The sequence below is a fragment of the Caballeronia sp. KNU42 genome, assembly GCF_053760385.1.
This window is the reverse complement of sequence record NZ_CM132389.1, coordinates 225,545-248,584: the sequence shown is the minus strand read 5'-3', so window position 1 is coordinate 248,584 and position 23,040 is coordinate 225,545. Positions and strand designations below refer to the sequence as shown.

The following is a 23,040-nucleotide window of genomic DNA, read 5'->3' as shown; positions in this document are numbered from 1 at the left end:
TCAACGCTGGAATTCAACTGTTTTTTTCGCACGTTCATCCACATGCAGCGAAAAGATATCGGGGCGTGCATAGTGGCCAACCACATCGAAATCGTAGCGCGCGCGTACCAGTTCGTCGGTATCGACATTCGCGACAACGAGTCCGGACTCACCGACCAGGGGGCCTGCAAGGATTTCTCCCAGTGGCCCGACAATCACGCTGCCTCCTCGAATGAGCAGACGATCGCTGTCCCATCCGGGCACCTCCACGCCTAAAGCACGGGGCGTCGGTTGAACCTGGCATGCACTGATGACAAAGCAACGTCCCTCGTGCGCAATGTGACGCATCGAGGCTTGCCATACATCACGCTCGTCGACGGTCGGCGCGCACCAGATCTGCACGTTCTTGGCGTACATCGCCGTGCGAAGCAGGGGCATGTGGTTTTCCCAGCAGATCGCCGCTCCTACGCGGCCCACTGGCATGTCGACGACCGGCAAAGTCGAACCGTCCCCTTGGCCCCAGATGAGCCTCTCCGTGCCGGTTGGCATCAACTTCCTGTGCTTCGTGACCAAGCCGTCCTGCGGATCGAAAAATAGTGCAGTGCAGAAAAGCGTGCTGCCTGCACGTTCGATAACACCAATGACCAGACTCGCGTTGGTTCGACGGGACAGGTCAGCCAAAGCGTCGGTCTCCGCGCCCGGAACGTCAATTGCGTTCGCGAAGTACTGTGCGAACGCCTCACGTCCTTCGGCCAACCGGTAACCCAGTCGCGTACCGAAGATCTCGCCCTTCGGGTATCCGCCCAGGAGCGCTTCGGGCATGACAACGAGGCTCGCGCCTGAATCGATGATTCGTTGTTCATAGCTCAGGATCTCCGCGAGCGTGTCGGCCTTGCCGGACGGGGACGAGCCAAGTTGAAGCGCGGCGACGATCGATTTTGGCATTTCCTGCTCCACACGTTGTAAGGGATGTGTTGATCATGGCAGACCGATAGAATGAAGCAACTGCCTTCCCTGTATAAGTGATATGAGCCGAATTGATATCGTCGAGATGGACCTCAACCTTTTGAAGGTGTTCGAGGCCCTTTATGAAGAAGGCGGAGCGGGGCGGGCAGCGATCCGGCTGGAGCTCACTCAGCCGGCAGTCAGTTCGGCGCTGAGACGGCTGCGCGAGGTCTATCGGGATGCTCTCTTCACACGGACCGGGCGAGGTCTGGCGCCGACCGCTCGAGCTGACGAATTGAAGCCCCTTGTCACCGACGCACTTGACCGATGCCGGCAATCACTGGCAATAACGGTAGACGACACCAGCAACTACCGAGGCCGTTCAGTCTCTATCGGTATGTCCGATGACTTCGAAATGGCTGTAGGACATCGGGTGATGGGCGCCGTGGCGAAAAATGCACCGGGGCTACGCTTGATCTTCAGGCAGACACACAGCCACATTGTTGCCGATGCGCTGCTCAACCGGCAAATAGATCTCGCCATTGCCTCAGGCGGATTGTCGTCGCGAGGGTTGAGCCGACAGGCGCTAGGCGAAGGGGAATATGCCTGTCTGGTGGACCCCGCATCGCTCTCAGACCAGCAGGGGGAGTTGACACTAGAGGACTACGTGGCCCGGCCGCATATCCTCGTGTCGTCCGGAGGCGTAGTAGGAATTGTCGACGAAGGGCTCGCGAACATCGGGCGAAAGAGGATTGTTTGCGCATCGACGACGCATTTCGCTGCGCTACCTTACTTACTCCATGGATCGGACGCCATAGCGACTATACCGAGGCACGCGGCAGCAGCGATATCCAGGATCACCGGATTGCGTCTGCTGCCTTGTCCGCTTGCACTGCCCAAGTATCCGGTCGAGTTGGGATGGCGCTCGATCAGGACGCGCGAATCCGCAGTCCTGGCGGTCCAGCAAGCGGTGGTGGAGTCGTTCGCGATGCTTGGGTTAGCGCCAAGGCAATCTCCCGAATGAAATTTGTTGGCTGCCGCGTTGTTGCCGGCCCGTCACTACCGCTGTTCGTGTGGGGCCATCGGGTGGCTTGTCGATGGCCGCCTGCAGCTTAATCCGCCTTCACGCCTTCAACCTGAATCTGCAAGCGAGTCAGCGTCTTGAAACCGTAATTGGTGCCCCAGCTCACGCCGTAGTCAGCGCGGTCAAATTGCGCGCTGGCTTCCGCGCCACACACTTCTTTCTTGAGCAACGGGTTGACGAAGCACTTGAACGTATCGATCTTCAACGTCATCGGTTTGGTCACCCCGTGGAACGTGAAGTCGCCCAGGACTTCGACCGGCGTGTCACCGTCAAAGCGAAGCGAGCTGCTTTTGAATATCGCACTCGGGTACTTGCTGACATCGAGAAAATCAGCGGACTTCACCTTCGTATCAAGTGGCACATTTCCGGTGTCTATTGAATCGGTGTCAATCGACACGTCGACTGTGCCAGTCTTCGCCGCGACGTCAAGCGTCACGACGCCGCTGCTTTTCGTGAACTTGCCCCGCCACACCGAAATCCCGCCAAAGTGGTCGGCTTCGAAACTGGGATAGGTGTGCCTCGGATCAAGGTTGTATGTCGTCGGGGCCGCCATGGCTGATCCCGCGATCAGCGCGAGAACGCCAGATGCAATCAGGTGCTTGTTCAAATCAGACTCCTTGAGTGTCGATGATGGGCCGCTTTGCGCCCGCTGCTAACTTGAACAGCGCTGACGCGCATGCTCCAATTAAACGAAAGGCGACCGTACGAGTCGCTGGATATTTATTAGGATTATTGAATGAATAACAAAGAAGATCGCAATAGCTGTCGCGTCAAGCGGTTTGTGGTCACCGCTGCGGTCATCCACAATCCTCAACACGCCGCACTACGTATTGCCAGCTAACTCACGAACGGCGATGCAGGAAGTCGACGACAAGTTTTGTCGTCGCAGCCGGCTGTTCTTCCGTGATCCAGTGCCCGCAATCCGGGATGATCACATCTTCGACGTTATCGGCGACACACCGTATCACCGAGCCGATCAAGGGGCCGAATGTAGCTTCGCCACCCAAGGCCAGGACCGGCATCTGAAGCTTGCCCTGCGCAAGGAACGTCCTGTTGTCGGCCGCATCCTGGCTGAACGCCAGGAACTGGGCAAAGCCCGCTCGCATTGCGCCGGGTTGTGAATAAAGCGCCGCATAATGCTGGCGCTTCGCTTCATCAAACCGCTTCGGGTCACGAGAAAGTTCGTTCCAGAAGCGGTCGAGATAGATGCGCTCGCGGCCGGTGACCAGGCGCTCCATGTCATGACCACCGAAGCCAAAGTGCCACATGGCTGGATCCTGGGTGATCTGATCCCAGGGTCCGACGCCGGGCAGCGGCGCATCGATCGCCACCCATCGGTTCACGCGCTCGGGCTGGGTGGCGGCAACCGCGAAGCCGACCATGATGCCAATATCGTGCGTCACCAATTCGGCCGTATCCACACCCAGCGCGTCCAGGACGCCCAACACGTCCGCCGCCTGATTCTTCTTGTCGTAGCCGCCGTCAGGTTTCGCCGAGAGGCCCAACCCCCGCAGGTCGGGCGCGATGATCATGTGGTCTTCGATGAGTGCGCTCGCCAGATGACCCCACATGTCGCCCGTTGTGCCGAAGCCGTGCAGCATGACGACCGCTGGACCATGACCGCCGACCCGCACATGGATGGACGTACCGTTGGTTTCGATCGTCCGCGTCTGCATCACAGCCGGGAAGGGATAAATCCCGTCTTCATAGACATGCTCGCTCATCTGTGTGCTCCATCTTTGCTTCTAGTTGTCGGGGATTGGCGGATTGCCGCGCAGCGGCACAGCGATCGATTGCGACTGAATGAGGTGCGCCGCCAGCGCGTCCTCCTTTCCTGGCTTTGCCTTAAGCTGCGCGAGCAAGGCGACTTCCGGAGTGAGACTATACAAACAGAGTACGCTCGGGAACAATCTCTCTATCGACAATCTTGGTATCAATACCGCCATTCGAATCTTTATCTTCGCGCTGGGGTAGACCAGGTTGGTTCTGTCGACTCAGACCCTCAGTGGCACAAGAGGCCGCCACTCCACGTGATAATGTAATTTCCAGTCCGAACTAAATGAAGGTATCAAGTTGCACGAGCGGCGCTGACACACTGAAGGTTTCGTCAGCACATAACGCATGACCAGTATCCGTTGAACGACTCTGTCGCCCAAATTTCAGACTGTTATTAGCACGTGATCTACGTCGTGGTCCAGGCGTTGTGAAACCGTCGCCATCGAATTGGGGATATGGGGGGGAACCGTGCGAAAAAAGTTGGTGCAGAAATCGACGAAAGTCCTCAGTCTCACAGGAAGCAGTTCGCGGTGCGCGTAGAAAAGACATATCTCGACGCCACCTTCCGACGTGGAGCACTGAGGCAAGATGTGCGTGAGATGCCCTATGGCAATATCTTCACGAACCATGGCTTCAGGTAAGGTCGCGATGCCGGTCCCCGTCAGCGCTGCTGCTCGAAGCAGAGCTTCGTTACCGTTCATGGACGACATGGGAAGCACGCTCACTGTCTTGCCGTTTTCCAGCAGATCGATGAAATCCATGCCTTTGTGCATCGACGTGGGGTTCAGCAGGAGGAAATGGCCGGCCAACTCCGAAGCGGCTTGGGGTATACCGCATCGCTCAAGATAAGCAGGTGCGGCGACAAAAATGTGCGGTGACCTGGACAGCGTACGGCGAATTACCGCAGACTGCTCCAGAAGATGAGGTGGAAGAATCGCCATATCGAACTGTCCGTCATACAGGTTCACCGCTTCCTCCTGAACGGAAACCATGAGGTTCACGTTGGGAGCAATAGCCTGATAGCTCGACGCAAGTCTGGCGAAGGTTCTGCTCATCAGCATTGGGTGCACAACAAGTCGCAACCTGCCACTGTCGACTTCACGCTCCTGCATGATTCGACGATTTGCTTCGTCAAGCTCTTCAAGGAGACGGCGGCAACTCAGATAGTACGACTGTGCCGCATCTGTCACCGAAACGGATCGGGTTGTTCTATGCAGGATCCGCGTCCGGGTGCTCTCTTCGAGCTTGGCGATGGCTTTGGAGATCGAGCTGGTGGTTACGCCTAATGACGCGGCAGCCTTGCTGAAGCTTCGATGCTGTACGACTGCAACGAACGCCCGCAACATGTATAGCTGGTCCATCTCCTACCTCGCTGATAAATTCACAAGGCGAACGTCCCCTGACTGGACTTGTCGCGGATATAAAAATCCGGCGCACGCTATAACGGCGTTCGCACGTTCGGATTGTTGACGTATCAGGTAGCAAATAGATTAACAATGTTTCCACAACGCATAGGCGATTTGTGGCGATACGGGTATCGTGGAAATAGATAGCAAACAGCCGTTACCGGACCCCGGTGGAATGCACGCTTTGATATCGAGGCGCCCACGTTCCCGACCAGCGCACAGACTTTCCCGGACGGGGGATGGCACAGCTTCTGCGGTGTACTTTCCAAGCATCGGTTCTTTTGCATTCGCGTGTTGAAGTTCCTACGACTTATCGACAGCGGCCGTCACTTCGGCGCTTAGGAGCGAATGGATCCCGGATACGACAGCAGCGCCTTCCCCCACAGCCGACGAGATGCGTTTGATCGACGTCGAACGCACGTCACCGATCGCAAAGACTCCTGGAACGCTTGTCTGAAAAGCGGATCGTGCAGGCCGCCCGAGTGAGTCGGTGCATCCGGTTGTAACAAACCCCTTGTCGTCGACCTCTACTCCACACTCGCTCAACCAGCCCGTGGCGGGGTCCGCCCCGGTAAAAAGGAAGAGATGACGCGTCGATATGTGCGCTTGATTCTGGCGGGTCCGGAAATGAACTTCCGTCAAACCGTCTTCGTCAGACAGGACGGACTCGATCGTCGAACTGGGGTGAATGGTGACATTGGCAAACGTGCCAATGCGATCGATCAGATACCTTGACATCGTTTCGCGCAGGCTCTCGCGGCGAATCAGCACGTGGACGTGCGCCGCATAGCTCGCCAGGAAGACGATTGCCTGACCGGCAGAGTTTCCGCCTCCCACGAGCACGACTTCCGAGCCTTGACAGAGTCGACCCTCGATCGACGACGCCCAATAGCAGACGCCACGAATGGATGTCTCCTCAAGCCCGCGAATCTGAGGGCGGCGATAGGCTGCGCCGGTTGCGATGACAACCGTCTTTGCATGGGCGCGTCTGCCATCGCGGAGTTCGATCTGAAAGGGTGACGAATTACAGTGCAGTCTTGCCACTCCAGTCGGCATGACGATCTCTGCGCCAAACTTGACGGCTTGCTCAAACGCGCGGCTCACCAGAACGTGACCGGAGATGCCGGTTGGGAATCCAAGGTAATTTTCGATTCGCGAGCTTGCGCCGGCTTGCCCGCCAAACCCCTTTGAATCGAACACCAGCACGGATAATCCTTCGGACGCGGCATACACTGCAGCAGCAAGCCCGGCTGGACCGGCGCCGACAATCACCGTGTCATAGGTCTGTGACTCGTCGAAGCCGCGAAGAAGACCCAGCTTTGAGGCCAGTTGTTTTTCATCGGGACTTTGCAGCACCGAGCCATCAACCAGAACGGCGAGGGGCATCTGTCCATTTGCGTACTGTGTTCTCGAAAGGAACTCGCGAGCTTTCTCGTTCGTTGCCGGATCCAGCACCTGATGCGGATGATTGACCCGTCGCAGCAGGTCCGCAAGTGCAATAAGTTTGGGGTCGGTGGAGGAACCGATCAGGATTGGACCACTGCCATCCTGGATCAACCCAACCCGCCTGAGGATGAACGCGCGCATGATCTCCGATCCAAGCTGAGCTTCTGCAATCAGAAGCGCGCGGAGTCGCTCAGGCCGGACAAGGATCAGGTCAACGTCTGTGATGGCGATCGCATCGACAAGATATGGCTTACCGCTTAGCGTTGCCGTTTCGCCGAGGAAGTGGCCGTCGGCCACCTCCCGGAAGAGCCGTGACTCCCCAAACCCGTTTCGTACGATCAGATGCACCGTCCCGCGGGTCAGGATCCTCATGCCATCGCTCGGTTCCCCCGCGTGAAAGATAACATCACCGGCTTTCCATTGCTCCGTCGTCCCGAAGCGGGCGGCTTTGGCTATTCGTGCCTCAGTCAAACGGGGATACATCTGGTACACGCGCCGTTCTATCTGGGTGCGCTGCGCCGCCTCAACAGTTTCGTAATCCTCAGGAGCGACGCTGCCTTTCTGTAGCGCGCGATTTTCCAGGGCCGGCGGCTTTTCTTCGCCATCGACGGATCGCCCGCGATGAGGCAGTGGGTCATATGTCTCGCCACTCTTCGTATCGGAGGTCATGGTCGAGTTCGCGCCGCTCTTGCACCGCGTGCAGCGTCAGGAAAAACGATCATTGGTCAGCTGATTCTTCATGGCCAGGACGTCGATTGATTCGATCGACAGGGGAATTGCCAACATTTTATCGGCGTGCGCCACCAGGGCGTTCCTGATCATCTTCGCTCTCCTGTGTCCGCGTGATCGGTTCATGCGGAGAGCCATACTGTACAAACAGAATGCGTTGGCGACTACTGTCTCCATCGACAATCTTGGTATCAATCCAGCCAAATAGTCTGGGTGTCTCAATACAGTTGATCTGACTCGGGACTCGCGTCGATTTAAGCAAAGTGACATGCCACATGCGCCGCGCGATATTTCGTCTGTCGACTTGATTCGTCGAGCCGTGATCCGATTTGTTCCGCTCGCGACAAATAGTTTGTCCATGGCGGGTATTTCTTCGAAGCATAAATACACCTAGATTAGGCACGCATCGGAGCCGCCGGCCCGGTCGGCGAGATAGCCGAATCCAATATTCGAGGTTTTCCATGAGCACGTCGCAAAAGGTCGTAGTCGTTACTGGCGCATCGCAAGGCATTGGAGCCGAGACCGTCAAAGCATTCCGGGCGCTTAACTATCGCATTGTCGCAACGGCACGCAGCATCAAACCGTCGGAAGATCCCAACATCGTGACGGTCGCTGGAGACATCGCTGACCCGGCGACGGCGCGGCGCGTGATTTCCGAGGGCGTGGCGCGCTTTGGCCGCATCGATACGCTGGTTAATAACGCCGGTGTCTTTATCGCAAAACCGTTCACCGGGTACACCGCTGAAGACTACGCCGCGGTGACGGGCGTGAATCTGAACAGTTTCTTCTACATCACGCAGTTGGCGATCACTGAAATGGAGAAGAACAAGAGCGGCCATGTGGTTTGCATCACCACCAGCCTGATCGATCACGCCAACAGCAAGGTGCCGTCTGTCCTGGCATCACTGACGAAGGGCGGCTTGAACGCGGCCACGAAGTCCCTCGCCATCGAATACGCGAAGTCCGGTATCCGTGCGAACGCGGTTGCCCCCGGCATAATCAAGTCACCCATGCATGCCCCCGAAACACACGAGGCGCTGGGCGCGTTCCATCCGCTCGGCCACATGGGCGAGATGAGCGACATTGTCAACGCGATCCTGTATCTGGATGCGGCGCCATTCGTGACGGGTGAGATCCTCCACGTCGACGGCGGCCAGAGCGCTGGGCACTAAGGGCATTACGGGCGTGCCACTGGTTGCGCCCGCTATTTGATTCATCAATAAGGAGCTGACAATGTCGATTGAAAACGTTCTCTACCGTGCGCACGCCGAGGCTACCGGAGGCCGGGAAGGGCGCGCCGTTGCACCGGAAGGCGGACTGGACTTGAGGCTGACGAGGCCGCAGGGATTGGGTGGTAAAGGCGAGAAAGGCACAAACCCCGAAGAGCTTTTTGCCGCCGGTTACAGCGCATGCTTTATCGGCGCGATGCAATTCGTTGCTGCGCGCGACAAAATCGCTATCCCGGCTGATGTGTCGGTCAACGCAATAGTGGGCATCGGCGTCATTCCCAATGGCTTCGGCATCGAAGTCGAGTTGAAGATATCGTTGCCGGGCATGGCACGCGAAGCGGCTCAGGACTTGATAAACAGGGCGCATATTGTGTGCCCCTATTCAAACGCAACGCGTAACAACATCGACGTGACACTCACGCTCGTCTAAGCTGCAATCCAGACATGAGCTGCCTGGCTAGTCGTGTCGCTTCCGTGCCGTAGGCGTTGATTGCCAGTCCGCCTTCCAAGTGAAGCACAGGCAGCGCGCCTACGCTATTTCCATGCGCAGTGTGGTGCAATCTACACGCCTCGTTCGGTGCCGATGCAGCCTTATCTGTCAAACAGATAGCCGTATATTTTCCCTTCGCTTGTCGAGCGCACTAAACAGTGCGAGCGTATGACCTCGATCATGCTCCTGACCGCATAGACGATGTGATGGGCTTTCCCTGAAACACCGGGTAAGCGCGGGCCGCTCTAACGGTTAGTCAGACTATGTATGTCTATCCTTAAAGGAGAAGTGATGACGCTAACTGCCAGACAGCAATCGATCAAGGACGAGTTCATTCGCGTGCGCAATACCTGGGCTCCGCAATGGGAGAGTATTCTTCGCACCGACTGTGATTTTCTGCATGCTTACCTTGAACTCTCAGCGGTGCCGCTGTGGCACAACCATCTGGAGGACAAGGTCAAGGAATTTATCTACATTGCCGTGAATGCGTCATCGACCCATCTCTTTGCCCCCGGCATCCAGATGCATCTGAAAGCGGCGGTGGATTTTGGCGCTACTCGTGAAGAACTGATGGAAGTGCTTGAACTGACCAGTACGGTCGGTATTCACGCTTCGAATGTGGCCATGCCGATCCTTGCCGAGGTGCTTCAGGAAGAGGGTCTCGGAAAGCCGGCAGGGCCTGCTGATAACCGCCGGCAAGAATTGAAGCGGCATTTCACCGAAGTGCAGGGGTACTGGGATCCCTCATGGGACGAGACGCTGGAACTCGATCCGGATTTCTTCGAGGCGTACCTCGAATTTTCCTCGGTTCCGTGGCGCAACGGTGTTCTGGAGCCGAAGGTCAAGGAGCTTGTGCTTTGTGCGCTCGATCTCGCCGCCACACACCTGTACAAGCCGGGCATCAAAATCCACATGCGTAATGCACTTCACCATGGGGCAACTGCCGAGGAAATCATCGAGACTATCGAGATAGCGAGCGTTATCGGAATTCACGGCGCATTGATTGGTACTCCGATGCTTGAAGAAGCAATCGCGTCTGCGCGGGGTGCGTAAATTTTGATGGCAGGTCGATCGTATTTTTTCGATTCCGGGCGGATTCCGCAGCTTGTCAGGCGTCTGGAATTGCGCCCGTGCAGTCCACCGCTTTCCGTAGGCGTGGGAATATCGCATGATCGACTGGCTTAACCGGCTCATTCCGTCATCCATCCCAGTAAGCTGGTCCGAACGCATTCGCTCGTGCGCAGGAGCATTGATTGGCATAGCGATCACCGGGATAGGGATACGCAGCTTCGGCCAAAGCAGTGGACTCGTTCCATTCCTTGTCCCGCCTATGGGTGCGTCGGCGGTCCTGCTTTTCGCCGTGCCGGCAAGTCCGATCGCTCAGCCGTGGTCGTTCATTGGCGGAAATTTGATTTCCGCCACGATTGGCGTGACCTGTTCGCAAATCATTTCTGACCCGGTACTAGCGGCAGCTGCCGCGATCGCATTTGCGCTGTGGGCGATGTTTACGCTTAGATGCATGCATCCTCCTTCAGGCGCCGTTGCACTCACGGCCGTGTTGGGAGGGCCCGGCATTCACTCGCTCGGATACGGCTACGTGCTGGCACCCATCGCGGTGCAATCCTTGATCATGCTGGCGTGCGCGATTGCCTATCATGCGCTCACCGGTCACCGTTATCCTCATGCTAACCACGAGAGCAATGCGATAAATAACCCGGGCAGGGCACGTCGGGAGATCTCCCGCGATGAGCTGGAGTCCGCCTTGCGTCGACGCGGAGAACTCCTCGATATAGACACCGATGATCTCGCCTCGTTGCTGCAGGAAGTACAGACGCTGGCTTACGTTCGCAGCTTTAGCGGGCTGACATGCGGTGACGTCATGTCACGTCCGGTCATCTGCATATCACCGAAGACCTCATTGAACACAGCTCGTGACATTCTGCTTAGACACCGCATTAAAGCTCTTCCGGTAACCGACGAATCGGGCCGGGTCATTGGCATTGTCACTCGGGCGGATGTTCGCAGACTTGAAGAAACCACAGGCATTGCTGAGGGAGGGAGTCCGCGTCTTGAGTCCTGGACTGTCGGCGACCAGGAAACATTGGTCCATAGCCTGATGACGGTGACACCGGAAACTGTCGAAGCCAAAACGTTACTTGTCACGGTTGTTCCGATGTTCGCGAAGCACGGGCATCACCACATACCGGTTGTTGACTCCCACGGCCGGCTGGTCGGGATGATGACCCAAGCCGATGTTGTCTCTGGCCTCTATAAGCACAGTCAGGCGTTCGCGGACATTCAACGCAAAGTCTCCTAACCGAATACTGACGTTCACGCGTGGCCAGCGCCTAAGTCGCGCGCGATGGCGGCCATATTTCTGTGGTGAGATTGAATCGGCAAGCGCGCAACGTTTCTATTAACCACGCGCAAAAGGTGTTGTTCGTGAGGCGACCTATATTCAGCGACGTCTTGAACCTTACAGTTTCTACTGGCCGCGGTGCCTGTTACGGCGTCGCTTATTTCGCGCAGTGATCAACACGGGGCGCGGTTCGCGGGACCCCCGCCTCACTTTGACCGTGAGCTCAAGATGAAGCACGAATTTCAGCTGGATCCGTGGGCGCAGACTCTTGCAATGCTAAGCAATTGTTCTGGACCAAAACCGAGCGATTGCAACGACGAAGATTTCGATCAGATTCGTGGCCGAATATCCCTGCTGACAAGGGCAAGCAGGGGCAAGGTCGAATGGGCAGCGCGAAATACCAGAGACTCATGTGCAACTATTCGAATTCTCGAACGCCTGTCGGCCTCAGCGGTCTCTTTGTCGTGGCACGACCCTACATCACTCAACTATGCCGAACAGGTTTGGAGGATGGGAGGCGCTCCAAGGAGCGGGCGTTGTGCGGTCAGCGGGGAGCGCATACTTAGAGGGCAATCTGTTTTCCGCCCACGGCGATCGGGTAAGGACGCGCCGTTGAATGCAAGCGAAATGATTTTGACTTCTGTGATCCTCGGCGCATGCTCGAGTTCCGCGGATATTCCTTACGAACTTATAGTTTGCCGCGTTGAAAACGATTAGATGATGGTGGGCAGAAGCCGCAGTTTGGCCCGTCAAGAGCTTGACGGACCGAAGCGGCGCAAATGACTATGGAGATGAAAATGGCAAAAGGGTATTGGGTTGTGTCATATCGCAAGGTGCTGAAGCCGGATCAGCTCGCTGAGTATTCGAAACTCGCCACGCCGGCGATTGCCAGTGGCGGCGGACGTATTCTGGTTCGTGGCGTTGCAAAGCTGGCACATGGTGCAGGCATCGCTGAGCGTACTGTCGTTGTCGAATTCGATAGCATCGAACAGGCAATCGCGACGTTTGAAGGCGATGCCTACCAGGCTACGCTAAAAGTACTCGGCGACGCTGTGGAGCGGGATTTTCGGATTGTCGAAGGTTCGGAGTAGAACCTGGTCTCAGACGGTGCGACGACAGTCGATAGCGTTGTCGCACCGACATCATGCATCGGCTCGACGCCGGTCTCTGCAACTGCATCGCGTACGTCCTGGGGTCGCAATGCCGGTGACAACACGCGAAGAATAAACGAAGCAGTGGGAACACGTGTCCGTAGCCCGAGCAACGCATGCGCGGCGCTGTTGCTTGGGGTGACCCACAGGAACAACTGAATTGCGACCGAGCGCAATAATTTCGCGTCGAAGGTCATCCAGAATAGCGGCTATCCCGACCACGACGGAAACGTCATGGCGTCTCTCGAGATTATCAGGCTATTCGCATGAACTCTAATCCGCAACGCGCGTCCGTTGCGACGACTTGTGGCAGCAGCGCCGGCCGCTCAGCCGATGACTTGCCGGACATTCCGCGTGCATTCGCCTGGCGTTCGATGCACCCGGGCCGACTCAACTCCTCACCAAGGTGCCAGCCGCACTTTCCGGCCTCGGGTGCGCTGTGATCGGAGGAACGATCCTGCAAGCGTTCGCAATCCGGCTATCACGTGTATGGCTCGTGCGCTTGTATCGCGCCATCAGGCTACAGGCCGCACTTCGCGAGCACGGCGCGAATGTCGACGTTACCTTTGGCTCGCGTACGCGCATTGACCGCACCTTCGATGCGCACCGCCTGGGGTGCATTGGGCCGGTATCAAAAGCAAACAGTCACCGCTGATGAAGGCGATTTTTTTGATGGGACAGTGTTATGGATGTTGCAGACCTCAAGGCATTTGAAGCAGTTGCTCGCCACGGAAGCATGAACAGGGCCGCCTTAGAGTTGCATACTGTCCAGTCCAACGTAACGGCCAGGATCCGCTCACTGGAAAGGGAAGTTGGCGTTGCGCTTTTTAGGCGGCATGTCCGGGGCGTGAGCATGACCCCGGCGGGTCAACGCATGCTGCCCTTCGCGGCGCGAATCGCCAAGCTTGTCGCAGACGCGCGCGTGGCCGCCATGGACGATGGTCCTCCAAGCGGTTCACTGGTGTTGGGAACCATGGAGACCGCTGCGGCGCTGCGGCTCTCGCCCATAGTGAGCAACTTCGCTCGGAGATATCCGCAGGTCAGGCTGTCGCTGACGACTGGAACAAGCTGCAGCCTCGCGGTGGATGTCGCGGAATGTCGTCTGGATGGGGCGTTCATAGCAGGTCCTCTTGACCACCCGGAGCTTCACAGCGAAACGATTCTCCATGAAGAACTGGTGCTGGTGACTCCTAGGACCATACACTCGCCGGCGTCTTTGACGTCAATCCCGGACCTGAAGACGATTGTGTTCCGCGTGGGCTGCTTGTATCGGCGGCAGTTGGAAGCGCTGCTCGCAGAGATGGGGATTATCGTGACGACGCTCGAGTTCGGCTCGTTGGACGCAATCATTGCGTGTGTTGCGGCTGGTGTCGGAATCACGTTGCTGCCGCGAGGCGTAGTCGCGGGCGCGGCGCGGCAGGGCATCGTTTCCATCCACGAGATCTCGCCTGAGAAAGCACAGGTGGAGACGCTTTTCGTGCGCCGGCATGACGCTTACATGTCGAGCGCCATGCATGCTTTCGTCGAGGTCGCGCGCCTGGAGTTTGGACCTTTGATGGCAGCGGCGTAGCGTACAAGGCGCGATGTCGTGGCTAAGCGAAATTCGGTTCCAGGGTATCTATTTTGACGATACCCCTATCGTCAGAAACCGCTCATCCGTTCTGGAAAGCTTGCTAAGCTGGTTCCTGAGTGATACGCCAACAATCCGAACGTAGGAACACTGTTATAGGGTCTGTCGGATCATCGAAGGATAAGTTCAATAGGAAAGCTTGGGAATGACTGATGTACCGCTAACACTTGGCATCGACCACGTTGGTCTGACGGTCCGCAATCTGAGTATCACCCGGGACTTTTTCATCGACGCCCTGGGCTGGCAACAGGTTGGGGCGCGGCCCAACTATCCGGCGGCTTTTGTGTCCGACGGGCACGTCACGCTCACACTCTGGGAGGTCGGGGATACGGCAGATTGTGTGGAGTTCGACCGCAAGACGAATGTGGGCCTGCACCACCTGGCGCTACGGGTCGGTAGTAAAGAGGATCTTGACGCGATCTTCGCCCGGGTCTCCGGATGGCCAGGAGTGGTGGTTGAGTTCGCACCGGAGGACATGGGTGAAGGACCCAAGCGTCACACAATGGTGTTTGAACCGGGTGGCATCAGACTCGAGTTCGACTTTGATCCGCGAATTCAGCCTGCTTGAGTTGGGCTGAGTCATGGATGAAGGGGTTCGGGTAGCGCTTGGTGTGGACGATTTTTTCTTGTCCAGCACCCGATTTAGTACCGGATAGCTGCTGGATCCGCATTTCAAAGATTAGCCAAAGCGAGGTTTCGATCATGAGCAAAGCCGCCCAGCGGATTCTTTTGATTACCGGTGCGAGTTCCGGCTTTGGCCGAGCCTTGGCGAAAGCAGCATTGGCCGCCGGCAATACTGTCATTGGTACGGTAAGAAGCGATTCCGCGAAGGCGGAGTTTGAGGGATTGCATCCGCACCACGCTCACGGTGTGCTGCTCGATGTGTCTGATTTCGACTCAGTCGATGCGACGATCAAAGGACTGGCTGAGCGCGTTGGCCCCATCGACGTGCTCGTGAATAGTGCTGGATATGGTCATGAAGGAATCCTCGAGGAATCACCCCTCGAGGAGCTGCGTCGTCAGTTTGACGTGAACGTGTTCGGCGCAGTTGCCATGATCAAGGCCGTGCTTCCGTCGATGCGAATACGGCGCACGGGTCACATCATCAACATCACGTCGATGGCGGGGCTGACTACATTTCCCGGCATCTCCTACTACTGCGGCAGCAAGTTCGCACTTGAAGGGATATCGGAAGCCCTGGAACAGGAAGTGCGCAGCTTCGGCATCAAGGTAATCGCTGTTGCACCGGGCGCGTTTCGAACAGATTGGGCGGGAAGGTCAATGGTACGCACGGAGCATGACATCGACGACTACGATTCGGTGTTTGCGCCGATCCGCCGCGCCCGGATGGCAAAAGATGGCAAGCAGCCCGGGGATCCGGTGAAAGCGGCGAAGGTGCTGCTGGACTTGATCGACGAGGTTGATCCGCCGGTTCACCTCGTGCTGGGCGATGATGCGTTATGCGTGGTCCGGGACAAGATAGCTGCGCTGCGTCGCGAAATTGACGCTTGGGAATCCGTTTCGAAATCTACCGGGTTCTCGTGAAAACTTGGCGGAGTGGGGCATGCGTGGGCTGATGCTGCGCCGCTCCGGAGCGGCGCAAAGTCGGCCGTTGATTAGCGGCTTGGCAGGTTGAAGATTAGCTATGCGTACTATATCTTTGTTCGCTTTTGTTCACCATTGAAAACAATCATTTCATTCTCAACGCCTTTGGAAATTCAATGGCGACTCCTAAGCTTCAATAACCCCATCATCAATCAAGGATCCGAGATGAAAGCGTTCAATGACACAGCCGACGTCACCCATTTTATTCATGGCGAGCGTGTACGCGGGTCGGGAGTGCGTACCCAGGCAATTTTTAATCCCGCCACCGGGGAACGGCCACGCAAACTTCTGCTCGCCGAGATCGCAGATGTTGACGCTGCAGTCGCGAGCGCCAAGCTTGCATTTCCGAAGTGGAGCAACACGCCGCCGATCCGCCGAGCCCGCGTCATGCTGCGGTTTCTTGAACTGATGAACAGGCATCGCGATGAGTTGGCTGCAATCATCACGGCCGAACACGGCAAGGTCTTTTCTGATGCTCAAGGCGAGGTAGCACGCGGCATCGATGTGATCGAATTCGCCTGCGGTATTGCGCAACTGCTCAAGGGGGACTACACGGAGCAGGTCTCGACCGGCATGGATAACTGGACAACGCGCCAGGCGCTCGGTGTTGTCGCAGGCATTACGCCGTTCAACTTCCCGTGCATGGTGCCTTGCTGGATGTTCCCTGTTGCGATTGCCGCGGGCAACGCATTCATTCTGAAACCCAGCGAGCGGGACCCGTCGGCATCATTGTTCATGGCTAGACTGATGAAGGAAGCCGGACTGCCCGACGGCATTTTCAACGTGGTCCAGGGTGACAAGGTCGCGGTCGACGCGCTGCTGGCGCACCCGGACGTGAAGGCTGTGAGCTTTGTTGGATCGACGCCAATCGCCAATTACATCTACGAGACCGGTGCAAGGACCGGCAAGCGCGTGCAGGCGCTGGGTGGGGCCAAAAATCATATGGTGGTCATGCCCGATGCCGACATCAATCAGGCTGTCGACGCGCTGGTTGGCGCTGGCTACGGCTCCGCTGGCGAACGTTGCATGGCTATTTCGGTAGCTGTCCTCGTAGGTGATGTTGCTGACAAAATTATTCCGAAGCTTGCCGAGCGTGCGCGCAATCTGATTGTGAAGAACGGCATGGAGTCCGACGCGGAAATGGGGCCTGTCGTTACGCAACAGGCGCTCGAACGCATCGAAGGGTACATCGCGATTGGCATCGACGAAGGTGCAAAGCTGGTTGTCGACGGTCGCGGCCTCAAGGTAGACGGCTTCGAGGGCGGTTTCTTCACGGGCGGTACGCTGTTCGACAACGTCACGCCGGAGATGAGAATCTACAAGGAAGAAATTTTTGGACCCGTTCTTGCCTGTGTCCGCGTGAAGGACTTTTCGGAAGCGGTCGATTTGATCAATGCTCATGAGTTCGGCAACGGTGTGGCGTGCTACACGCGAGACGGGCATATCGCTCGCGAATTTGGACGGCGCATCGAAGTGGGCATGGTCGGAATCAACGTCCCTATTCCGGTCCCGATGGCCTGGCACGGCTTCGGCGGCTGGAAGCGCAGCCTCTTTGGCGACACGCATGCATATGGGGAAGAAGGTGTGCGGTTCTATACGAAACAGAAGTCGATCATGCAACGCTGGCCGGAAAGCACGGAAAAGGGCGCTGAATTCGCAATGCCTACTGCGAAGTAAGCGAGCGGTTGCGACAGGTGATCGGGCGTCGCACGCAGCACGGTGCGGCGTCTGCGTTTTTTGCCTGGGTGGAAATCGCCGCGATCAAGACGTACCTGCTTTCCTATCTGATTGAGAGATCACCGGTATCAGAACAAATCGTTTCAGATGCTGCGATCTGAGTAGCAGTCTTACACCTTCAGATGCGGGCGAGACAGATTCGTTGAGCAATAAACGAGGAGACGAGAGTGTTTGAGCGATACGAGCAACTTAAAGCGATACTTGGTGTAGATCATCCGATACTGCTTGCGCCGATGGACCTTGTGGCCGGCGGCACGCTTGCTGCAGCGGTCACTGACGCTGGCGGTTTCGGAATAATAGGGGGTGGGTACGGCGACGAGACGTGGCTGCGCGAGCAGTTTGCCGCGGCGGAAGGAGCCCGGATCGGCGTGGGGTTCATTACTTGGAGTCTATCCCGGCAGCCGCATCTTATTGATGTATGCATTGAACATTCACCAGCCGCAATCATGTTTTCATTCGGTGACGCAAGCAAACACATCGAGCGAACGAAGGAGGCCGGAATCCTCGTGATCTGCCAGGTTCAGACTGCTGCAATGGCACGGGAGGCGGTTAGCCAGGGCGCGGATATTATCGTTGCTCAAGGTGCGGAAGGCGGCGGCCACGGCGTTGCCTGCGGCACGATCTCTCTGGTCCCAGCGGTTGTCGATGCAGTGGGTGGAAGAGTGCCGGTGGTTGCTGCTGGAGGCATCGCCGACGGCAGGGGCTTCGCGGCGTCCCTTGCGCTTGGCGCCTCGGGCATCGTATTGGGAACCCGCATGTACGCAAGCGAGGAAGCGATCGGGCATGATGACGCCAAACGGCGGATAGTCGAATGCACGGGCGGTGAGCAAACCATCCGTGGAAGCCTGTTTGATATAGCGCGCGATAACATCTGGCCGGCACCGTACACGGGCCGGGTGCTGCGAAACAAGTTCTCGGAAGAGTGGGTTGGGCGTGAGCGCGAACTGTTTCGGCATCTGCATGCAGAGCGGACGCGGTATATCAACGCTCGTGAAAATCACGACTTCGACATCGCTGCCGTGATCGCGGGTGAATCAGCTGCCCTGGTTCACGAGGTGTTGCCGGCCAAATCGATAGTCGGAAATATTGTCAGGGAAATGGATGCGATACTCGGCTACTCGCTTTATGCGCAAAATCGTATGGTGCCCGCCGCAACTTAATCGCTACGGGAGGGGGCCACCCGTCAGCAATGAGACTGATCGGTGGCCTGAGAAATAGCGCGATTCGGATATGGCTATGCAACAGCCGCTAGCGCATGCAACCACGGAAATAACCGATTCGATCGCGGCCGAGGTCGATCTCTCGATTCCAGCGACGAAATAATTCCGTACACAGTTGACCCATGGGAAACAGCGCAACTCATTAAGCACATGAGCGGGAATCGGTAGCCGGCTCCGCTGGCGTAGCAACCGGATAGTCAAGGCTACGGCGTGGCTGGGCTATCTCTCAGATAGATAGCCGTATGTAATCCCTTCGCTTGATATTCGGTTCAAACAGTGCGAATTTGCATTATTGAATTTAGACGGCTACGTCGCCTCAGCGCCCGACGTCGGTGGCAAATGACAAGTGCCGGTGTCGCTGCTGAGGAGCCACAGTCGTCAGGCAGCGAAGGAGCGTCAGGGCAGGTTTAATCCACGAAATTCTTTAGGAGATTTAAATGGCACTCATTTCTTGTGACATGCGTTTCGGCCGGACCGACGAACAGAAGCGGCAACTTGCTGCTGGCTTACTCCGGGTGGTCAGTGCCGCGACAGGCGAAACCAGGGACGACATTTTTTTCGTGATTCGGGAAGGACGCGGAATCAATTTCGTCGAGCATGGCGAGCATCTTCCAGAATACGTTGAGGGTGCGGCGAACGACAAAGAGCTTATTGAACGTCTTAAATAAAACTGCCGGAGAAATATCATGCCCTTCATCGAATGCCATATCAAGATTGGTCTTACGCAAGAACGACGTGAACAACTTATCAGGGACATCATCCAGGTCACGCACGACTCGATCGGATCGGATCCGAAAATTATCAATGTGATCCTGCACGAACATCCAGCTGAAAACATCAGTATTTCCAGTCGGATAAACGGGGAGGACTTCAAGAAGTCCACGGCGTAGCCGCACGAAAAGTCCGGTTGAGTTCTTCTTCTGAATTCCGCCCGGTGTCACATCCGGCGCCAAGTGTCCGGATGCACGCTATAACGATGGAAGCCATAGGCTTGCCCTTGTCAGGTCCATTTAGAGGCAGGTTTTTCGAAGCGTTTAATACGTTATACGAAATAATTCGGAGAAGATATGAAAGGAGCGAAGATGGTGGTCGACGGTGCCGATACCGGACGTGACAGGGCAGGCCTGGGAATATTTCTGACGCTCATTGAAGTGTCAATTTTTTTTGGGTTCATTACGCTTGCCGTCGTCTCACCAGCAACGCTCGCTTCGCCAGTCCTGGATGGGTCGAGGATTACGGTCGCGTTTCTGTACGGAATAGTGATTCTGGTCGCTAGCGTGCTGCTTATCGGACTCTATGTCCTGATCGAAAACGCAGCAGATTCGCGAAATTTTCGTATCGGCTTAGCCGAAAGTTAACCGTTGATTCCCTGGTGACCTGTCATGACTAGTTTTCGATGTGGCGTTTTGCTCGCGCTGTCAGCGTCCGCGGGCGTTGTGAGCTCAGAATGCTTTGCTGCTGGAAGCGGCGTGGGTAGCGGGAACGGCGTAGCAATTGCGTTTTTCCTTGCCTTCGTCCTCGGGACGCTCGCTATTACCTACTGGGCCGCGAAGCGAACAAAATCGACCGATGATTTCTACGCGGCTGGAGGCGAGATAACCGCATTTCAGAATGGTCTTGCAATCGCGGGTGACTTCATGTCGGCAGGTGCATTTCTCGGCCTGACCGCTTTAGTGTTCAGTAACGGCTTTGATGGTCTTGTCTACGCGGTTGGATATGCGACGGGGATGCCGATCGTCGTATTTCTGCTTGCAGCGAGACTGCGAAAGCTCGGCAAATATACCGTCGCAGATGCGGTTTCCGTGCGCCTTGGCGAGAAACCGATTCGTATCTTCTCGGCCTGCGCATCGCTATGTATTGTTTCGCTATATCTCATCGCGCAGATGGTGGGGGCAGGGCAGTTGATCAAGCTGCTGTTCGGCATTGACTATATTTATGCCGAAATTCTCGTGGGCACTCTCATGATGTTTTATGTGGCTTTCGGAGGGATGGTCGCCACGACTTGGGTGCAGCTCGTGAAGGCGACACTGCTGCTGGTTGGCACGATTGTGATGAGTTTTCTGGTCCTGCGAACTTTCGACTTCAGTTTCTCCGAGCTGTTGCGGCGTGCGGTAGAGATTCACCCAAAGGGCAGTGCGATCCTTAGTCCTCAGTTTCTGGCCAAGGATCCTGTATCGGGATTTTCGTTGGGCCTTGCGGTGATGTTTGGTACTTCTGGCTTGCCGCATATTCTCATGCGCTTCTTCACGGTTCCTGACGCACGGGCTGCACGCGGTTCGGTATTTTGGGCCAGTGTATTCATGAACATCTTCTTTGCGCTCGTGTTTGTCATCGGCTTCGGATCTATCGCTCTCGTTGCCTCAAATCCGGACTTCCTGGATACCGCAGGCAAACCGCTCGGCGGGGTAAATATGGTGGCGGTCCATCTTGCGAAGGCGGTAGGGGGAAACGCGTTACTGGGGTTTATCTCGGCAGTTGCATTTGCTACCATCCTCGCGGTTGTGTCGGGTTTGACACTCGCCGGGTCTTCGGCGGTTTCGCATGATCTTTACGCCTGTGTGTTCCGCAAAGGTACGGCAAGCCAAGCCAATGAAGTACGCGTATCGAGGATATCGACTTTGGTGCTTGGGGTGATCGCGGTTGTATTGGGCATTGAATTCAGGACACAGAATGTGGCCTACATGCTTGGGCTTACGTTCTCGGTCGCCTGCAGCTCAACTTTCCCAGTGTTACTACTTGCCCTCTATTGGAAACGATTGACCACCTTTGGCGCCGTTGCAGGCGGAACTGTCGGGTTGGTCTCTGCCATATTGCTGACCGTCGCAGGGCCGGCGGTCTGGGTGCATGTCATGGGACATGCCAAACCACTGTTCTCGATCGATCCACCGACCATAGTGACCATGCCGCTCGCATTCGTGACATGCTGGCTGGTATCCGTGCTGGACCGCAGCAAACAGGCGGATGCCGACCGGGCGCGAAGCGCGGCTCCGCAAGGGCGTCCGATATTCGCGGGGCCGGTGAACGCCCGAAGCGATGCGTAATCCTCATCTGTTGTGTCAATCTCTCTTGGTGTAGGATGCAAGACAAGTTTGCAGTGCTGCTTGAGCCACGGGAAAGTTGCCGAAGGTGCAGATTCAATTTCAGCGAGTTCTCGCGCAAGCATCTGATTAAATAAAAATTATTAATGGCAGTTGTTGATAGCGTGTTGGTCAGGCAGCGAAAGCTTTATCAAGGTTGTGGATATTTCATAGAGGTGCAAAGCGTGGACGCTGCCGACCTCAAGGTCTTCGAAGCCGTAGCTCGTCATGGAAGCATGAACCGGGCAGCTACCGAGCTAAATACTGTCCAGTCGAATGTGACCGCGCGAATTCGATCTCTGGAGCGGGAGATCGGAGTCGCGCTTTTTCAGCGGCATGTGCGCGGCGTGAGCATGACCCCTGCGGGGCAACGCATGCTTCCGTATGCCGCGCGGATTGCGAAGCTCATTGCGGATGCCAAGGTAGCTGCGCTGGATGACGGCGCACCGAGCGGCACTCTGACGCTCGGAACACTCGAGACAACGGTGGCGCTCAGGCTCTCTCCAATCTTAAGTAATTTCACGCGAATGTATCCGCAAGTCCGACTGTCCCTGACGACAGGCACGAGTTGCAGTCTTACTGCGGACGTCGCGGAATGCCGGCTCGATGGGGCATTTATAGCGGGTCCGCTGGATCATCCGGCCCTTAACATTGAGACAGTCTTTCATGAGGAGTTGGTTCTGGTTACTCCGCGTACCGTGCGCTCGCTCGAGTCGATCAGATCGGTGCAGGACCTCAAAACAATAGTCTTCCGTTTGGGTTGCTCGTACCGTCAGCGGCTCGATGCGTTGCTCGCCGAAATGGGGGTGCTCACGGCAGCGCCCCTTGAGTTCGGCTCAATGGACGCGATCATTGCGTGCGTTGCCGCTGGTATTGGTATCACGCTATTGCCGCGAGGCGTGGTCTCGGCAGCAGCGCAACAGGATCTCGTCACTATCCATGCTATATCGCCTGAAAAGGCGCAAGTCGAAACGCTGTTTATCCGGCGGCACGATGCCTATGTCTCGAGTGCAATGCAAGCTTTCGTTGATGTTGCACGGTCGCAGTTGGGGCCCCTGATGGTCGCCGCATAGACCGGTCTGCAGCGTAGTACACCTCTCCCCATGTGGATAACGCTTCGCCGTCTGGCCTGGTCTGATTTTGCTAGGGCGGGCGGCTGATTGCGCGCTCGCGGAAG

22 protein-coding genes are annotated in these 23,040 nt (G+C 56.7%); 17 read left to right on the top strand and 5 right to left on the bottom strand.

The features are described 5' to 3' along the window. Positions 1-924, bottom strand: coding sequence for a carbon-nitrogen hydrolase family protein (locus ACSOSP_RS20175; protein WP_455312662.1), 924 nt, complete (start codon positions 922-924; stop codon positions 1-3). 82 nt (positions 925-1,006) lie between these two features. On the opposite strand from ACSOSP_RS20175, the gene ACSOSP_RS20170 reads away from it, so the two are divergent. Next, positions 1,007-1,948, top strand: coding sequence for a LysR family transcriptional regulator (locus ACSOSP_RS20170; RefSeq protein WP_455312660.1), 942 nt, complete (start codon positions 1,007-1,009; stop codon positions 1,946-1,948). Positions 1,949-2,036: 88 nt separating this feature from the next. Here ACSOSP_RS20170 and ACSOSP_RS20165 read toward each other — a convergent pair whose 3' ends face one another. The 4 genes from ACSOSP_RS20165 to ACSOSP_RS20150 form a co-directional block, all read right to left on the bottom strand. Further along, the gene (locus ACSOSP_RS20165) at positions 2,037-2,561 is read right to left on the bottom strand and encodes a YceI family protein (RefSeq protein ID WP_455313736.1); all 525 of its coding nucleotides are present in this window, start codon (positions 2,559-2,561) and stop codon (positions 2,037-2,039) included. A gap of 289 nt (positions 2,562-2,850) precedes the next feature. Further along, positions 2,851-3,732: an alpha/beta fold hydrolase gene (locus tag ACSOSP_RS20160; protein ID WP_455312659.1), complete on the bottom strand. Its 882-nt coding sequence runs from the start codon at positions 3,730-3,732 to the stop codon at positions 2,851-2,853. Between the two features lie 435 nt (positions 3,733-4,167). Beyond that, complete coding sequence (locus ACSOSP_RS20155; protein WP_455312658.1) at positions 4,168-5,145, bottom strand: LysR family transcriptional regulator; 978 nt, start codon at positions 5,143-5,145, stop codon at positions 4,168-4,170. 348 nt (positions 5,146-5,493) lie between these two features. Next, a complete protein-coding gene (locus ACSOSP_RS20150) occupies positions 5,494-7,305 on the bottom strand; it encodes an FAD-dependent oxidoreductase (protein WP_455312657.1) in 1,812 nt (603 codons plus the stop codon). A 521-nt stretch (positions 7,306-7,826) separates the two neighbouring features. Here ACSOSP_RS20150 and ACSOSP_RS20145 point away from each other — a divergent pair. From ACSOSP_RS20145 to ACSOSP_RS20070, 16 genes are all read left to right on the top strand, one after another. After that, complete coding sequence (locus ACSOSP_RS20145; RefSeq protein ID WP_455312656.1) at positions 7,827-8,537, top strand: SDR family NAD(P)-dependent oxidoreductase; 711 nt, start codon at positions 7,827-7,829, stop codon at positions 8,535-8,537. A 61-nt stretch (positions 8,538-8,598) separates the two neighbouring features. Then, entirely contained in the window at positions 8,599-9,024 is a 426-nt protein-coding gene (locus ACSOSP_RS20140; protein ID WP_455312654.1) for an organic hydroperoxide resistance protein, read from the top strand. Positions 9,025-9,375: 351 nt separating this feature from the next. Then, complete coding sequence (locus ACSOSP_RS20135) at positions 9,376-10,137, top strand: carboxymuconolactone decarboxylase family protein (protein WP_455312653.1); 762 nt, start codon at positions 9,376-9,378, stop codon at positions 10,135-10,137. Positions 10,138-10,252: 115 nt separating this feature from the next. Then, positions 10,253-11,401 (top strand): HPP family protein, encoded by a 1,149-nt coding sequence (locus ACSOSP_RS20130; RefSeq protein WP_455312652.1) that lies wholly within the window; start codon positions 10,253-10,255, stop codon positions 11,399-11,401. Between the two features lie 270 nt (positions 11,402-11,671). Then, entirely contained in the window at positions 11,672-12,160 is a 489-nt protein-coding gene (locus ACSOSP_RS20125) for a DUF3331 domain-containing protein (RefSeq protein ID WP_455312651.1), read from the top strand. An 80-nt stretch (positions 12,161-12,240) separates the two neighbouring features. Next, the gene (locus ACSOSP_RS20120; protein WP_455312650.1) at positions 12,241-12,534 is read left to right on the top strand and encodes a DUF1330 domain-containing protein; all 294 of its coding nucleotides are present in this window, start codon (positions 12,241-12,243) and stop codon (positions 12,532-12,534) included. A 745-nt stretch (positions 12,535-13,279) separates the two neighbouring features. Then, on the top strand, positions 13,280-14,164 hold the full coding sequence (locus ACSOSP_RS20115) for a LysR substrate-binding domain-containing protein (protein ID WP_455312649.1): 885 nt from the start codon (positions 13,280-13,282) through the stop codon (positions 14,162-14,164). A 205-nt stretch (positions 14,165-14,369) separates the two neighbouring features. Further along, positions 14,370-14,792 carry a VOC family protein gene (locus ACSOSP_RS20110; protein ID WP_455312647.1) on the top strand — a complete coding sequence of 141 codons (423 nt, stop codon included), beginning with the start codon at positions 14,370-14,372 and terminating at the stop codon, positions 14,790-14,792. A 134-nt stretch (positions 14,793-14,926) separates the two neighbouring features. Beyond that, positions 14,927-15,769, top strand: a complete 843-nt coding sequence (locus tag ACSOSP_RS20105; RefSeq protein WP_455312646.1) for an oxidoreductase — start codon at positions 14,927-14,929, stop codon at positions 15,767-15,769. Positions 15,770-15,994: 225 nt separating this feature from the next. Beyond that, the gene (locus tag ACSOSP_RS20100; protein ID WP_455312645.1) at positions 15,995-17,506 is read left to right on the top strand and encodes a CoA-acylating methylmalonate-semialdehyde dehydrogenase; all 1,512 of its coding nucleotides are present in this window, start codon (positions 15,995-15,997) and stop codon (positions 17,504-17,506) included. Positions 17,507-17,733: 227 nt separating this feature from the next. Continuing rightward, positions 17,734-18,726 carry an NAD(P)H-dependent flavin oxidoreductase gene (locus ACSOSP_RS20095; RefSeq protein ID WP_455312644.1) on the top strand — a complete coding sequence of 331 codons (993 nt, stop codon included), beginning with the start codon at positions 17,734-17,736 and terminating at the stop codon, positions 18,724-18,726. 497 nt (positions 18,727-19,223) lie between these two features. Further along, positions 19,224-19,454: a tautomerase family protein gene (locus ACSOSP_RS20090; protein ID WP_455312643.1), complete on the top strand. Its 231-nt coding sequence runs from the start codon at positions 19,224-19,226 to the stop codon at positions 19,452-19,454. 18 nt (positions 19,455-19,472) lie between these two features. After that, positions 19,473-19,676, top strand: a complete 204-nt coding sequence (locus tag ACSOSP_RS20085; RefSeq protein ID WP_455312642.1) for a tautomerase family protein — start codon at positions 19,473-19,475, stop codon at positions 19,674-19,676. A 177-nt stretch (positions 19,677-19,853) separates the two neighbouring features. Beyond that, positions 19,854-20,144 carry a DUF485 domain-containing protein gene (locus ACSOSP_RS20080; RefSeq protein ID WP_455312640.1) on the top strand — a complete coding sequence of 97 codons (291 nt, stop codon included), beginning with the start codon at positions 19,854-19,856 and terminating at the stop codon, positions 20,142-20,144. 24 nt (positions 20,145-20,168) lie between these two features. Continuing rightward, positions 20,169-21,827 (top strand): cation/acetate symporter ActP, encoded by a 1,659-nt coding sequence (gene actP, locus ACSOSP_RS20075; RefSeq protein ID WP_455312639.1) that lies wholly within the window; start codon positions 20,169-20,171, stop codon positions 21,825-21,827. 221 nt (positions 21,828-22,048) lie between these two features. Continuing rightward, positions 22,049-22,936, top strand: a complete 888-nt coding sequence (locus tag ACSOSP_RS20070; protein ID WP_455312638.1) for a LysR family transcriptional regulator — start codon at positions 22,049-22,051, stop codon at positions 22,934-22,936. Positions 22,937-23,040 lie beyond the last annotated feature (104 nt).

Coding starts and splice junctions, on each gene's coding strand:
- ACSOSP_RS20170 (WP_455312660.1), top strand. CDS start 1,007: ATGAGCCGAATTGATATCGTCGAGATGGACCTCAACCTTTTGAAGGTG.
- ACSOSP_RS20110 (WP_455312647.1), top strand. CDS start 14,370: ATGACTGATGTACCGCTAACACTTGGCATCGACCACGTTGGTCTGACG.
- ACSOSP_RS20090 (WP_455312643.1), top strand. CDS start 19,224: ATGGCACTCATTTCTTGTGACATGCGTTTCGGCCGGACCGACGAACAG.
- ACSOSP_RS20160 (WP_455312659.1), bottom strand. CDS start 3,732: ATGAGCGAGCATGTCTATGAAGACGGGATTTATCCCTTCCCGGCTGTG.
- ACSOSP_RS20140 (WP_455312654.1), top strand. CDS start 8,599: ATGTCGATTGAAAACGTTCTCTACCGTGCGCACGCCGAGGCTACCGGA.
- actP (WP_455312639.1), top strand. CDS start 20,169: ATGACTAGTTTTCGATGTGGCGTTTTGCTCGCGCTGTCAGCGTCCGCG.
- ACSOSP_RS20150 (WP_455312657.1), bottom strand. CDS start 7,305: ATGACCTCCGATACGAAGAGTGGCGAGACATATGACCCACTGCCTCAT.
- ACSOSP_RS20135 (WP_455312653.1), top strand. CDS start 9,376: ATGACGCTAACTGCCAGACAGCAATCGATCAAGGACGAGTTCATTCGC.
- ACSOSP_RS20145 (WP_455312656.1), top strand. CDS start 7,827: ATGAGCACGTCGCAAAAGGTCGTAGTCGTTACTGGCGCATCGCAAGGC.
- ACSOSP_RS20105 (WP_455312646.1), top strand. CDS start 14,927: ATGAGCAAAGCCGCCCAGCGGATTCTTTTGATTACCGGTGCGAGTTCC.
- ACSOSP_RS20080 (WP_455312640.1), top strand. CDS start 19,854: ATGAAAGGAGCGAAGATGGTGGTCGACGGTGCCGATACCGGACGTGAC.
- ACSOSP_RS20155 (WP_455312658.1), bottom strand. CDS start 5,145: ATGGACCAGCTATACATGTTGCGGGCGTTCGTTGCAGTCGTACAGCAT.
- ACSOSP_RS20130 (WP_455312652.1), top strand. CDS start 10,253: ATGATCGACTGGCTTAACCGGCTCATTCCGTCATCCATCCCAGTAAGC.
- ACSOSP_RS20165 (WP_455313736.1), bottom strand. CDS start 2,561: ATGGCGGCCCCGACGACATACAACCTTGATCCGAGGCACACCTATCCC.
- ACSOSP_RS20120 (WP_455312650.1), top strand. CDS start 12,241: ATGGCAAAAGGGTATTGGGTTGTGTCATATCGCAAGGTGCTGAAGCCG.
- ACSOSP_RS20175 (WP_455312662.1), bottom strand. CDS start 924: ATGCCAAAATCGATCGTCGCCGCGCTTCAACTTGGCTCGTCCCCGTCC.
- ACSOSP_RS20100 (WP_455312645.1), top strand. CDS start 15,995: ATGAAAGCGTTCAATGACACAGCCGACGTCACCCATTTTATTCATGGC.
- ACSOSP_RS20125 (WP_455312651.1), top strand. CDS start 11,672: ATGAAGCACGAATTTCAGCTGGATCCGTGGGCGCAGACTCTTGCAATG.
- ACSOSP_RS20085 (WP_455312642.1), top strand. CDS start 19,473: ATGCCCTTCATCGAATGCCATATCAAGATTGGTCTTACGCAAGAACGA.
- ACSOSP_RS20115 (WP_455312649.1), top strand. CDS start 13,280: ATGGATGTTGCAGACCTCAAGGCATTTGAAGCAGTTGCTCGCCACGGA.